Source organism: Acinetobacter sp. F9 (genome assembly GCF_019195275.1).
Taxonomy (GTDB): Bacteria; Pseudomonadota; Gammaproteobacteria; order Pseudomonadales; family Moraxellaceae; genus Acinetobacter; species Acinetobacter pseudolwoffii.
Genome location: NZ_CP078068.1, coordinates 36,634 through 50,192 on the forward strand (window position 1 = coordinate 36,634; position 13,559 = coordinate 50,192).

Below are 13,559 nucleotides of genomic sequence, written 5' to 3' on the forward strand. Positions count from 1 at the left end.
CCCGAAGGTGGTTTTTTTATATGCGTTTAAAGATTATTGAACAGCATATACCGCGATTTCTACACGACGGTTTTGTTCTTTACCCGCCGCAGTTGTATTGTCTGCGATCGGGTTTGCTGAACCTAAACCTTGAGCATTAATACGTGTACGTGAAACACCTTGACCTGATAAATAAGTTGCTACAGAGTTAGCACGTGCTTGAGACAACGGGATGTTGATTGAGTCATTACCGGTACTGTCTGTATAGCCAGTGACCAAAATACCGCTGTTGTTATCTTCGGTTAATACTTGAGCCACTTTATTCAAAGTGCCATAGAAGTTTGGTTTGATGTTCGATTTGTTGGTATCAAATGTAATGCTACCTGGCATTACAAGGTTAATCGAACCATCTGCATTACGGTTAACATCTACGCCAGTTCCGGCTGTTGCTTGACGTAATTTTTTCTCTTTGTTATCAAGATAAACACCTGCTGCACCACCAACAACAGCACCAATCGCTGCTGCACGGTTGTTTTGACGGCTGGTATTCGCATTACTCTTAGAAACACCGTAACCTGCTGCAGCACCAATTAAAGTACCTAAAGCAGCTTTATCATATTCCACACCACCGATGTTACTGCCAGTTGATTGACAACCTGTAAGTGCTACGGCCCCTGCTACAGCTGCTGAAATTACTAGTGCACGCATCGCATGACTCCTTGTTGTATGCTTTGTTGTATAAGCGAGATGATGATTTAAATTGAATGGTGTAACCATTGAATTTTTGTTAATAATAAATCGTTTAGTAATATTTTGTAATGTTTATATGTAACTAAATCAAAGTAGTTCATCACAATATCTTCATAGTTTCCTGTTCAGGCTTTTTTATTTGCCTCACTCTCATTATATTATTCAAAATATGAAAAAATTTAAGCGATTAATCTCTGGGGACTGTTTTGATATGTCATCGAATAGCAATAAACAAGCAACTTTAAAAAAACTTACACGTGGCTTGGCTGTCACCTCAGTGATGACAGGCAGTACTTTTTTTCATGGCCCTCCGGTTCTGGCGCTGGGTTTTACCAAGTTTTTTAAAAAATCTGCAAAAGTTGATGAAACCAATATCAAGATTACCAACAGCTGGTTAGGCGTCAATAACTGGCTGATTGACAATGTGCTCAACAATACCGAATGGCAAATAACAGTAGATGAATCACTTGATTTAAATATGCAGGGTCGTTATTTGATGACCTGTAATCATCAAAGCTGGGTCGATACCACCGTCAATCAGTACTTCGGCTTGACCCGTATGCCGCTGACGCGTTTTTTTACAAAATGGGAACTTATTTTTATTCCTTTTGTCGGTCAAGCCTTTAAAATTTTAGGTTTTCCGATGATGAAACGGCATAGCAAGGAACAGATTGCTAAAAATCCTGCGCTAAAATACCGCGATATGGAAGAAGCACGTAAATCCTGTGAGCAGCTGATCAGTCAGCCCTTTACCTTGTTAAATTATCTGGAAGGCACGCGTTTTACCCAAGACAAGCATGATCAGCAGCAGTCTCCTTACAAATACTTACTTAAACCTAAGGCCGGTGGTCTGGCTTTGGCGCTGAATATTCTCGGCGATAAAATTGATGCGCTGGTCGATATGACCATCGTTTATCCGGACGGTATTCCGGGTTATGGTGAATTTTGGTTAGGTGAAGTGCCACGAATTGCGGTAAATTTAAGAAAAATTGAGATTCCTGACTGGGTACTCGGCGGCAATTATGAAGATGATGCTGAATACCGTGCACGTTTCCAGAAATGGATTGATCAAATCTGGACTGAAAAAGATCAACTAATAGCGCAAATGCAGCAGAACTTTGACCAAAGCGCTGTCTGATTTTTTGCCTGAGTAACTATGAAGAACGACAACCCCGACATCACCTCTAGCTCATTTAAGTTTATTCGTAAAGGCACCTGGGGCTGGAAAGTTGCACTGATTTACGACATTTTTATGATGGTCTTAATCATCATTAATCTATTTTGTCTCAGTGCCAATGCCATTTTAATGAGCGATTTTGGTCAATGGTTGTTTGACTTCATTCGTTTACCGGAAATCTTGCAGTTTTATAAAAGTGATTTACGCCCTTGGGTGGTCATTACTGAGGGCTGGTTTACCACCTTCCTGATCTGTGAATTACTGGCACGTTGGGGCATTGCCATTGTTCAGCGCCATCATCGGCGCTGGTGGTTTTTTCCATTCGTACATTGGTATGAAATTCTCTCCATTATTCCACAACTGCGCTTTCTGCGTCTGTTACGTGCGGTCGCGATTGGCTATAACTTGCATAGTCACGGTTATAAAGTCATTCCCGAGCGCTGGTATCGTCAAGGCAATTTTTATTACAACATGCTCATGGAGGAGCTTTCCAGCCGTGTGGTGCTGACTGTACTGGACGGTATTAAGCGTGAACTCAGCACCAGTACATCACATAAAAAATTGATTGATGATTTGGTAGAACATCATCGTAAATTACTGGCAGTTGCCTTGGCAGACATCTTGCAGGAATCTTTGGGTAAAGAGTTGCAGGCACAACGTTCCATGATTGCTAAAAATGTCGGGCAAGTAGTCAATCAAGCCATTGAAGACACCCCGGAACTGACCCAGTTATTGCGATTAATTCCACTTGTCGGTAGCCGGATTGAACAACAAATTCAAAGTATTGGCCAACGTCTAGGGGAAAATATCACCCAAGGTCTGATTGATCCCTTTACTCATACCGGCCAAAAAGAAAATCCGACTTTTACCCTAATTTCAGATAAAATCAGCCAGATTCAGATTGAACATAATCCACATATTGATAAGTTGGTCGAATCGGCTGTTTTTGAAACACTTGAAGCGATCCAAAAACAGGTGAAAGTCAAACAGTGGCAACAGATTTTAGAAGAACATGAGCAAAATCAGCGCTCAATAGATAGATAACATTTAAAGTGCAGAACCAGATAAAATCATCCGGTTCTGTTGGCATAAAAAAATAACTGAGATCGCTAGAGAATTACGCCAATTTGTTCTAGGATTTGCACTATTTACAACATTGCTTCGACATAAAACCAGCAAGTCAGAAGTATTTAAGGAAGAATTATGGCTGATATACGGATAAAAGGCAGAATGGTCAATGCAATACGCATTAGCTTAGATACCAATGATCATGATGCCATCCGCCAGCAACTTAGCCCAAAATTACAAGCTGCATTCCCATCTGGCACTTTGGCCGTCATTGAAAGTTCAGTTGAACAGGAACTGATTGCCCTGATTCAGCTGTTAATCGACTTAGATGTACAGCCAATGGCCGTGACTGAGGGTTTACTGGGTGATCAGGCGCGTTCCATTCAGTTCCCGGTTCTGCCACCCGATCGCCAGTTAGAAGAAGTGAAAGCCACGAAAGAACAGGTGGTAGAAGTTAAGCCAGAAGCAGCGACAAGTGATGATCAGGCAGCTGCTGCCCCGATCGTTGCGCATGTGACCTCATATCATGATGAAATTCTGCGGACGGGCCAATGTATTGTGCAGCATAATGGCGACATTATTATCAATGCCGGCATCAACAGTGGTTCAGAACTGATTGCTTCAGGCAATATCCATGTGTATGGCAGCGCACGTGGTCGTGTCATTGCAGGTGTCGGGGGGAATACGGCAGCTCGTATTTTCTGTCACAGCCTTGAAGCAGAACTGATCTCGATTGCGGGAACCTATTGCGTAGCGGATGATATTCCCCCGCATGTCGTTAAGAAATCAGTGCATATTTACTTGAATGATCAACAAGAGCTTGTATTTGAAGCTCTACAATTTTAATGTATAAATAAATACCAAAAACCCCATTTTAAACAGGGGATTTGAACCATAACAGGAGTGGATTCGGTGGCGAAAATTGTTGTCGTAACGTCAGGCAAAGGTGGTGTAGGTAAAACTACAACAAGTGCATCTTTTGCAACAGGTTTAGCCCTACGCGGTCACAAAACTGTTGTGATCGATTTCGATGTAGGTTTACGTAACCTTGATTTGATTATGGGCTGTGAACGCCGTGTAGTTTATGATTTTGTGAATGTTTTAAATAACGAAGCACGATTACAGCAAGCACTGATTCGCGATAAAGATATTGAAAATTTATATATTTTACCTGCATCACAAACACGTGATAAAGATGCCTTAACAGATGAAGGTGTTGCTCGTGTAATGGATGAACTTTCGCAGGAATTTGATTACATTATCTGTGATTCACCTGCCGGTATTGAACGTGGTGCTATTTTGGCCATGTACCATGCTGATGAAGCCATCATTGTCACCAATCCTGAGATTTCATCAGTACGTGACTCTGACCGTATCATTGGCATGCTTGACAGTAAAACTAAAAAAGTAGAACAAAACGAAGGTCGCATTCGTAAGCATCTGTGTATTACCCGTTTCAACCCGGAACGTGCCGATAAACAGGAAATGCTGACGATTGACGATATTTCTAAAGATATTTTACGTGTACCGACCTTGGGCGTTATTCCTGAGTGTCCAAGTGTTTTACAGGCATCGAACGAAGGTAAGCCGGTGATTCTTTTTACTGAGGCTGCAGCAGGTCAGGCTTATGATGACCTCGTAGCACGTTTCCTTGGCGAAGAACGTCCTTACCGTCATATCGAGGTAAAACCTAAGGGCTGGTTAGCACGACTATTTGGAGCGTAGACATGGCAGGATTCTGGAGTAAACTTTTTAGTGGCGAGGATAAACCATCAAGCGCACGGACTGCTAAAGACCGTTTGAAGGTTATCGTTGCTTCCGAACAAGGCTTGGGTCGTCGCTTGAGCCAGGACAAAATTGATCAGATGAAGACAGAAATCATGCAAGTGGTCAATCGCTATGTACGTGGTGTCGATGAGCAGCATATTCAAATGTCGGTACGTTCTGAAGCCAATATTGAAATGCTTGAGATGAATATCAATTTACCTGAAGAACGATAATCTGATTTTTGATTGGTCAAGCAAATTGATTCAAGGCAAAATATGAGGCCGGATTAGTAAAGCACGGCTTTACCCGGCCGCAAGACGAGAAGCTAGGCTTCGAGTGGGCTGGTCGTAAATACTGCTTTACCCAGCCGCAAGACGAGAAGCTAAGCTTCGAGTGGGCTGGTCGTAAATACTGCTTTACCCGGCCGCAAGACGAGAAGCTAAGCTTCGAGTGGGCTGGTCGTAAATACTGCTTTACCCGGCCGCAAGACGAGAAGCTAAGCTTTGAGTGGGCTGGTCGTAAAATACTACTTTGCCCAGCCGCAAGACGAGAAGCTAAGCTTTGAGTGGACTGGATCAGTAAATTAAAGCACGGCTTTTAAGGATTTACTCAATCACAAGACTAGAAACAATGTTTCTAGTAGACAGAGTCAGCTCAAAAGACACTGTCTCTTGCTCATACAAATTTTGCCTTTTTTCATGCCGAAAAAACTACATTAGATCAAGGAAATTGCGATGGCATTATCTCAACCAGCGACCTTTAACGAAGAATGGTCAGATGAACGTGTATTTGCCTACCTGAATCAGCTTCCTCCTGCAGGTGTAAATGCTGACTTTCACGTGCTTTATCATGCTTTCAAGCATATGCGTCCATTTGATTATGAACGCCTGTTGACGAAATTTGTCGCTGATGGCCGTGATGTCAATGCAACCAATCCTGAAGGGCAACGCATTCATGACGTGATTGCCACCTTCCCGCGTCAAAGTGCCGAGTTCTTGGCGGTATTGGCAAAGTTTGCCTGATTTTAGCTACCGTATTAAAAAAGCCTGCAATTGCAGGCTTTTTTATGGTTCAGTATAAAGAAACTTAAACTAGAATCTCGCGTTTACCATTGGCCCCCATGCCACTGACAATACCATTCTCTTCCATCTGGTCAATGATCCGCGCAGCACGGTTATACCCCAGACTAAATTTACGCTGTAGCGAAGATGTTGAAGCCTTACGGGTTTCGAGTACAAATGCTACGCACTGATCATACAGTGCATCTCGATCTGGGCCACCCTCTCCACCCTCTTCAAAACCGCGATTTGATGGTTCCTCATCATACGGCGTCAGGATTTCATCGACATAATTGGGCGCACCACGTTCACGCCATGCATCACAAATCCGGTTCACTTCATCATCGGCAATAAAGGCACCATGCACACGCTCAGGCTCAATTTTACCAGGCCCCAGGAAGAGCATATCACCATGACCGAGCAAGTCTTCTGCACCGCCTGCATCCAGAATAGTACGTGAATCAATTTTTGAGTTGACACGCAGTGCTACACGGGTCGGAATATTGGCTTTGATTAAACCGGTGATCACATCCACCGATGGACGCTGAGTGGCAAGCAGCAAGTGAATACCGGCCGCACGGGATTTTTGTGCCAGACGCGTAATCATTTCTTCAGCTTTTTTACCGACCTGCATGATCATGTCAGCAAATTCATCCGCGACAATCACAATCGAAGGCAACGGCGTTAAACGCGGTGCACGCTCACCCACCACTGAATCGCTGGCCTTCCAGGTTGGATCGATCAGGTCTTCACCATTGGCAATCGCTTCTTCGACCTTGCGGTTATAGTCACTGAGTTTACGAATTTTCAGGAAAGACATCAGTTTATAGCGACGTTCCATTTCATTGACACACCAATTTAATGCGTTGACTGCATCTTTCATATCGGTGACGACTGGCGTCAATAAATGTGGAATATCATTATAGTTGGCCAGTTCCAGCTGCTTTGGATCGATCAGAATCAAACGCAACTGTTCAGGGCTGTATTTGAGCAACATCGATAGAATCATCGAGTTGACTGCCACCGACTTACCTGAACCCGTGGTACCCGCCACCAGCATATGCGGTGCCTTGCCCAAGTCAGCAATTACCGGATTACCGGAAATATCCTTACCCATTGCCATCGAAAGAATGCTGTTCGGATCAGTGAAGGCTGGAATGGTCAGAAGCTCGATCAAACGTACCATTTCACGGCTGCTATTTGGCACTTCAATCCCGATATACGGTTTACCGGGAATCACTTCAACCACACGTACCGATGCCATCGACATCGAGCGTGCCAAATCTCGGGAAATATTAGTGACTTTAGAGGCCTTCACACCCGGCGCCAGATCCAGTTCAAAACGTGTCACCACTGGGCCCGGCTGTGCTTCAACCACCTTGGCTTTGACATTGAATTCCTGCAGCTTGATTTCAAGCAGTTCAGATAAACGCGACAATTGTTCTTCAGTGAAATTCACTTTTTTATTCGGATCGACTTCATCCAGCAGGTCCAGACCCGGAAGCGGCGATAAATCTTTACGGCGCTCTGCCACCTGCATGGCACGTGACATCGGACGGCCTGAAGCATCAGTTAAAGGAGCATCAAAATCAAACTCATCTTCATCTTGTGGTTTACCAGCAGTTTCTTGCCAGGCTTCTACAAATTCTTCTTTAGATAAAGCCTCGCGTACTGCTGCATGGGTTGCAGAAGGAGGAGATGCTGGTTGCTCTATACCCTGATGCTGAATCGGGGCCTGTACAAAAGCAGAAGATTGGGCATAGCTAGAGCTTCGTACCGGTTGGCTTGGCTCTTCCTCTTCAATCAGCAAATCACCCAGGTCATCCAGATCGGCCTGTAATGCGCTGTTTTTCACGACATGTGCTGTTGTCATAGACGCCATGACAGGTGCAACATTGGTCATGTCTTCTACAATTCTTGCCGTCTTTTCGGCTGGCGCTGTATTGAATGGACTATGCACATCGGTCGCAGTTTTGCCTTGCGGAACTGCCGCCAGAAGTTCATCAAAGATTTCATCATCATCCCAGTCTAGGCCTGTATGTGGAGTCGATGCGGTTCTGGCGTGAGCATGAGTCTGTGCTGCAATAGATTGTGGGGCAGCTATATGTGACACAGGAGAATTAAGCTGTTCTTCTTCGGCTGCTTTGAGTAAGGCATCAATATCCTGTTTATGGCGCTGATCTTCATTTGAATGTAAGGCACGCCACACCTCGCCTGTCGCTACCACACGATCCGGCTGTTGAGGCACGTGCTGTGCTTGCTTAAATGTCTCGACTGGCTCTTCAGCAACCTGCTGCACATTTTCAGGGATATCGTCATCGAACCGGGATTGCTGGGATTCTTTATCGGCAAAATCATCAAATAGACGTTCAGCCACCTGATCACGCACCACCGGATCTATTTCTACCAGTTGATGCTCAGGCGCAGGCGTGACTGCAACCACTACTTTTTTTGCACTAATGACTGGCTCTTTTTTGGCGACAGGTGCAGTACGGTCAAAATCAGACATGCCTTCAGGCACATTGCGGTAGAACAGGTCTTGTAAATAAGCAGGCGTTGCTTTGAGGCTGCTCCAGGTCTTGTTCCATTTCACCCCAAAAGCCAAGGTAAATAACACCACCCAAAGCACCAACAGGAAGAATGCTGCACCGTATACTGTCAGCAGTTGTTCCAAACTCTGGCCTAATTCATAGCCAATAATACCGCCGGAAGAATTATCCAGCGTATCAGCAGGAACTTGCCAGAATAAAAACAATAGCGCTGAGGTGGTCAGCAATAGGAAGAATTGTGCAGCATAGCGAAATGGCCGGTTCAGGAAGCTACGCGGCCACCAGACCTGAATCGCTTCCATAAACAGATAGACAGGAATCAGCAGACTTGCCCAACCGAGGAAGCCAAACAAAAGGTCTGCAATCCAGGCACCCGCTACCCCACTAGCATTCGAAACGGTCTGCGTATCACTGGAGATATGCATCCACCCCGGATCAAATGGCGTATAGGTCACTGTTGCAAGAAACAGATAAATCCCAAATGAGACTAAAAATAATGTCATTACTAAGCGCTGTGCATAGGCACTCGACACCGCTGTCATATACTGTCCTGTAACCAATTCTTCATGAATATTCTTTTGCTTCAATGCTTGAAAAAAGCGACGCAATAAAATGCATATTATGCACCTGTTCTGTGAAAAAAGATGCACTATTGTGCAAGCACAATGTTACTTATGCTATATAGCCCAAATCGATTTCAATGATCAATAATATCGACTTTAATCTCACCCCACTGTTATACAGTTTCACGTATAATTCAATAAATTTCTAAATAAAAAAGGATACAGCTGATGAGCGCACGTCACTCACGACTGATTATTTTAGGTTCTGGCCCCGCAGGCTACAGCGCAGCAGTCTATGCAGCGCGTGCAAACCTAAAACCAACCCTCATTGCCGGTTTGCAACTGGGCGGCCAATTGACCACGACCACGGACGTGGATAACTGGCCCGGTGATCCTGAAGGCTTAACCGGTCCAGCATTGATGGAGCGTATGCAGGCGCATGCAGAGCGCTTTGGCACTGAAATCGTGTATGACCATATCAATGAAGTAGATCTAAACCAGCGCCCTTTCGTATTGAAAGGCGATATGGACGAATTTACCTGTGATGTGTTAATCATCTGTACCGGTGCAACGGCTCAATATTTAGGTCTTGAATCTGAAGCTGCCTTTATGGGTCAAGGCGTCAGCGCTTGCGCCACCTGTGATGGTTTCTTCTACAAAAACCAGAAAGTCATGGTTGTGGGTGGTGGTAACACCGCTGTTGAAGAAGCCTTATACTTATCCAATATCGCTTCGCATGTGACTCTGGTTCATCGCCGTGATTCATTGCGTTCTGAAAAAATCTTGCAAGATCATTTATTTGCCAAAGAAAAAGAAGGCAAGATCAGCATTATCTGGAACCATCAGGTCGATGAAGTTTTAGGGGATGCACAATCTGGTGTGACCTCAGTACGTATCAAGTCGACCCAGGATGACTCTACTCAAAACGTCGATGTAACGGGTATGTTTGTTGCCATTGGCCATAAGCCAAACAGTTCAATGTTTGACGGTCAGTTGCAGCTGCGCGACGGTTATATTCAGGTGCAAAGTGGTACTGCGGGTAATGCAACCCAAACTTCGGTACCGGGCGTATTTGCTGCGGGCGATATTGCTGACAGCATTTACCGTCAGGCCATTACTTCTGCAGGTTCAGGCTGTATGGCTGCACTCGATGCAGAAAAATATCTTGATGCGATGGGCAAACTAGACTAAGCAGCAAGAATAAAAATGCCGTCCATTATGGGCGGCTTTTTTATTGCTAGAATTAGCTTATGATTCATCTATAGTTTTATTTCAGGTTTGCCATGCATCTACTTCCTCCCTCACAATTTATCTTTCCTGACCCGATGCAGGTTGACCCTGAAGGCGAAGGACTGATTTGTATTGGTGCAGACCTCTCCCCTTCCACACTTTTTGAAGCCTATACTCATGGCTTATTTCCCTGGTTTTCAGAAGGGGAACCTATTTGCTGGTGGAGTCCGGAACCGCGCTGTATTATTCGGCCTCATGATTATCGTCCAAGTAAATCCCTGATCCGCAATATGAAAAAATGGGATTATCAAATCACGGTCAATCATGCTTTTGAAAGGGTGATTCGTTCCTGCTCATTGCCGCGTGCTTATGCAGAAGATACCTGGATCAGTGAAGATATTATCGCAGGATACTGCGACATATTCGATGCCGGATATGGCTATAGTATTGAGGTCTGGGATGAAAATCGCATTGTAGGTGGGCTTTATGGTGTAACGATTGGACAGGGTTGTTTTGGTGAGTCCATGTTTAGTACGCAGACCGATGTTTCTAAAATGGCTTTTTATACTTTAATGCTGATTGGGCAGGAGAATAAGCTGCCCTGGATTGACTGCCAGTTGGTCAATGACCATCTTTTAAGCCTCGGCGCCTGTACACTTTCTCGCCAAGACTATCTTAATTCGTTACAAGATGTTGTAAAACAGCCTGCTATCGATTGGAAAAAGTATCAAGAGGGTGTATTTTCAAGTAAAACAATAGCGCAAAACGCGCGACTCAGTGAATGAAAATAACAGAGGGTACTTGTTATGAACTCTTATCAGCCAAAGTCCCTACTGAACGATTTACAGTATTATATTACGCCGCCGCACGATTGCAGCTACTTGCCCAATAAGTCGGCACGTATGGTTTTTCTGGATCCTGCGCATCGCATTGATGTACTGACCCTGTCAGAACTGTCGCGCACCGGTTTCCGGCGCAGTGGCGATTTTGTTTATCGTCCGGAATGTCATCTGTGTCGTCAATGCTTATCTTCACGCGTGCCAGTGGCTGAATTTTCCATGAACAGTTCACAAAAAAAAGCCTGGAAACGCAATCAGGATCTTCGGGTGAAAATTACCAGTCCAGAGCAGGCCGGTGATACGCATTATGCGCTGTATGAACGCTATATCAATGAACGCCACGCAGATGGGGACATGTTCCCCCCGAGTCGCGATCAGTTCGAAAAGTTTTTATTGCAAAGTTGTACGGACAGTTTCTTTTTAGAATTATGGTTGGATGATCGCTTGATCAGTGTTTCCACCTGCGACTTGCTAGATGATGGCATCTCGGCTGTATATACCTTCTTCGATCCGGATGAAAATCGCCGCTCTCTCGGTGCATTTGCAATCTTGAAGCAGATTGAACATGCGCAAAAACTTGGCTTGCAATTCATCTACCTCGGTTATTGGGTGCCACACTCCAACAAGATGAATTATAAATCTCAGTATCTGCCGCTAGAACTCTTGATTGATGGCCAATGGCGACGTTTAAACCGTGCGCTGAGTGAGCTGGAGATTCAGCACCTGGGAAACTCATTGATGACGACCTTACCCAGCGGATGGAATCACCAGATTATTAAATAAGGTCGTCAGTTTCTATTTGAACAGGCTAGCAAAGTCATCCGTACATGCCTTGACCATAATGATGGCATGTTCGCGTGTTCCGTTTGAACCCGGATAATAATTTTTGCGTAAATCAATCTGATGAAAGCCTGACTTTTCATAAAGCTTGATGGCAGCAATATTAGTTTCGCGCACTTCCAGGAAAATCTGCACCGGATTATTTTTCAGCATGGCGACTGAGGCATCCAATAATTGATAACCCAAGCCCTGACCTTGCTGAGCCGGATCAATTGCCATAAGCAGTAAATTGGCTTCATCCAGCACCGGTTGTAAAATACAAAATCCCAGCACCTGCCCTTGCTGCTCGATCACGGTACTTTGATAAGCAGTCACTGCATCTTCAAACTGTTTTAAAGTCCAGGGATGTGATTGAACAGATTTTTCAATCTTTGCAACGGCTGCTACATCCGCTGCTTGCATTAAACGAATCATCTTCGTTCATCTTATATAGAATTAACTTCCGCATTATAGAAACTTCATCCAAAAAATCGAGTAAAAAAAAGAGCAATTTCAATCGCTCTTTAATTTTCAGTCCTATTCAAGTCCGAGTTTGGCTTTCCAGACTGTTAACAGGCCATGTGTATCATGAGCATTTGGATGAAAGCCAGGTTTAAAGTACATTAACATTTCACGACCCATGCCCGTAATTACCCCTTTTGATGGGCTATACGCGTAGGTATATATCGATTTCAGCGATTTCAAATTCAATTGATTGTCCTGCTTGAGTAAACGGGCCAGAAAATAGCTTTGTACAACAGCTAAGGTTGCCATCGAAATGACCAAAGATGAGGTCCGTAGCGCATAGGCTTTTAAACCGTTACCAAAGACAGCTTCAAACACATCATAGGCCACCGCTTTATGTTCATTTTCTTCAATCGCATGCCACATCCACATATTTTTCATGGTTTCATCAGTCATCAGTTCCTGGATATGAGCGTTACTTAACAACTGCGTTGCGATGGTCGCGGTAAAATGTTCCAGTGCTGTGGTTGCAGTCAAATCCACCATTTCTTGGCTAATGCCAACTGGCTTCAGCAGTTTGGCCATGACTTTACGCGTGGTCTGAATCACCTGATCGGTATAATGATCCAGTGTCTCGACATCATGTCCATAGCGCTGTGCGGAGGCATTAAAACCGACATGTTCATGCGTGTGCATAGCTTCTTGACCAATAAAGGCAGAAATTTCTTTTTGCAATTCTGCATTATCTTTGATCGCTGGATGCTGACGCACGGCCCGAACGCTATCGATAAAGAACTTTTCACCTGCCGGAAACAGTGCAGATAAGGCGGTCATAAAATGCGTTAAACCGGCTGATCCATGCATCCAGTATTCCGGGACATGATCAAAATCAAAATTCATACGACGAACAGGAAAGCTTGCACCAGCACGCTCTGAAATTTTTACTTTTACGTTCATTGTAGGCTCCTTTCAAGCACAGCTGCCTGAATCTATTATTCGTTTTATTGAGCCTAGTTTTATTGATTTTTATCGTATAAATAAGTGCAGTTTAGGTCATCGCACTATCAGTTAAGGACACTCATGAGTGATTGTCTGACAAAAATCCAGACAAAAAAAACGCCTCAAAGAGGCGCTTTTTTTACACAATCAGCGATTATGCAGTTACTTTAGCAACTACACCAGCACCCACTGTACGACCACCTTCACGGATCGCAAAACGTAGACCTGGGTCCATTGCGATTGGGTGGATTAGCTCTACTGACATCTCAACGTTGTCACCAGGCATAACCATTTCC

General features: G+C 44.4%; 13 protein-coding genes and 1 pseudogene. 9 read left to right on the forward strand and 5 right to left on the reverse strand.

Features of this window, described 5'->3' with window-relative positions:
* Nucleotides 1-33: 33 nt before the first annotated feature.
* Entirely contained in the window at nucleotides 34-687 is a 654-nt protein-coding gene (locus KT990_RS00165; protein ID WP_218208934.1) for an OmpA family protein, read from the reverse strand.
* A gap of 253 nt (nucleotides 688-940) precedes the next feature.
* On the opposite strand from KT990_RS00165, the gene KT990_RS00170 reads away from it, so the two are divergent.
* From KT990_RS00170 to KT990_RS00195, 6 genes are all read left to right on the forward strand, one after another.
* A complete protein-coding gene (locus KT990_RS00170; RefSeq protein WP_218208935.1) occupies nucleotides 941-1,867 on the forward strand; it encodes an acyltransferase in 927 nt (308 codons plus the stop codon).
* 18 nt (nucleotides 1,868-1,885) lie between these two features.
* On the forward strand, nucleotides 1,886-2,950 hold the full coding sequence (locus KT990_RS00175) for a hypothetical protein (protein ID WP_005172337.1): 1,065 nt from the start codon (nucleotides 1,886-1,888) through the stop codon (nucleotides 2,948-2,950).
* A gap of 159 nt (nucleotides 2,951-3,109) precedes the next feature.
* The gene (gene minC / locus KT990_RS00180; RefSeq protein WP_005096035.1) at nucleotides 3,110-3,820 is read left to right on the forward strand and encodes a septum site-determining protein MinC; all 711 of its coding nucleotides are present in this window, start codon (nucleotides 3,110-3,112) and stop codon (nucleotides 3,818-3,820) included.
* 66 nt (nucleotides 3,821-3,886) lie between these two features.
* Complete coding sequence (gene minD / locus KT990_RS00185) at nucleotides 3,887-4,699, forward strand: septum site-determining protein MinD (RefSeq protein ID WP_005096033.1); 813 nt, start codon at nucleotides 3,887-3,889, stop codon at nucleotides 4,697-4,699.
* Nucleotides 4,700-4,701: 2 nt separating this feature from the next.
* Nucleotides 4,702-4,974: a cell division topological specificity factor MinE gene (gene minE, locus KT990_RS00190; RefSeq protein ID WP_005096032.1), complete on the forward strand. Its 273-nt coding sequence runs from the start codon at nucleotides 4,702-4,704 to the stop codon at nucleotides 4,972-4,974.
* Nucleotides 4,975-5,475: 501 nt separating this feature from the next.
* Nucleotides 5,476-5,763, forward strand: a complete 288-nt coding sequence (locus KT990_RS00195) for a PA4642 family protein (RefSeq protein ID WP_005096030.1) — start codon at nucleotides 5,476-5,478, stop codon at nucleotides 5,761-5,763.
* Between the two features lie 64 nt (nucleotides 5,764-5,827).
* Here the strand turns inward: KT990_RS00195 and KT990_RS00200 are convergent, their stop codons facing one another.
* The gene (locus KT990_RS00200) at nucleotides 5,828-8,890 is read right to left on the reverse strand and encodes a DNA translocase FtsK (protein WP_218208936.1); all 3,063 of its coding nucleotides are present in this window, start codon (nucleotides 8,888-8,890) and stop codon (nucleotides 5,828-5,830) included.
* Nucleotides 8,891-9,139: 249 nt separating this feature from the next.
* Here KT990_RS00200 and trxB point away from each other — a divergent pair, with 249 nt between their 5' ends.
* The 3 genes from trxB to KT990_RS00215 all read left to right on the forward strand — a co-directional run bounded on the left by trxB (nucleotide 9,140) and on the right by KT990_RS00215 (nucleotide 11,763).
* The gene (gene trxB / locus KT990_RS00205) at nucleotides 9,140-10,102 is read left to right on the forward strand and encodes a thioredoxin-disulfide reductase (RefSeq protein ID WP_218208937.1); all 963 of its coding nucleotides are present in this window, start codon (nucleotides 9,140-9,142) and stop codon (nucleotides 10,100-10,102) included.
* Nucleotides 10,103-10,194: 92 nt separating this feature from the next.
* Nucleotides 10,195-10,926, forward strand: a complete 732-nt coding sequence (gene aat / locus KT990_RS00210; RefSeq protein WP_218208938.1) for a leucyl/phenylalanyl-tRNA--protein transferase — start codon at nucleotides 10,195-10,197, stop codon at nucleotides 10,924-10,926.
* A gap of 21 nt (nucleotides 10,927-10,947) precedes the next feature.
* Entirely contained in the window at nucleotides 10,948-11,763 is an 816-nt protein-coding gene (locus KT990_RS00215; RefSeq protein ID WP_005096022.1) for an arginyltransferase, read from the forward strand.
* A gap of 12 nt (nucleotides 11,764-11,775) precedes the next feature.
* On the opposite strand, the gene rimI is transcribed toward KT990_RS00215, so the two are convergent.
* The 3 genes and pseudogenes from rimI to KT990_RS00230 form a co-directional block, all read right to left on the reverse strand.
* Entirely contained in the window at nucleotides 11,776-12,234 is a 459-nt protein-coding gene (gene rimI, locus KT990_RS00220) for a ribosomal protein S18-alanine N-acetyltransferase (RefSeq protein WP_005096020.1), read from the reverse strand.
* Between the two features lie 102 nt (nucleotides 12,235-12,336).
* Nucleotides 12,337-13,221, reverse strand: a complete 885-nt coding sequence (locus KT990_RS00225) for a metal-dependent hydrolase (RefSeq protein WP_218208939.1) — start codon at nucleotides 13,219-13,221, stop codon at nucleotides 12,337-12,339.
* Between the two features lie 196 nt (nucleotides 13,222-13,417).
* Nucleotides 13,418-13,559: pseudogene (locus tag KT990_RS00230) on the reverse strand (elongation factor Tu); the annotation flags it as partial.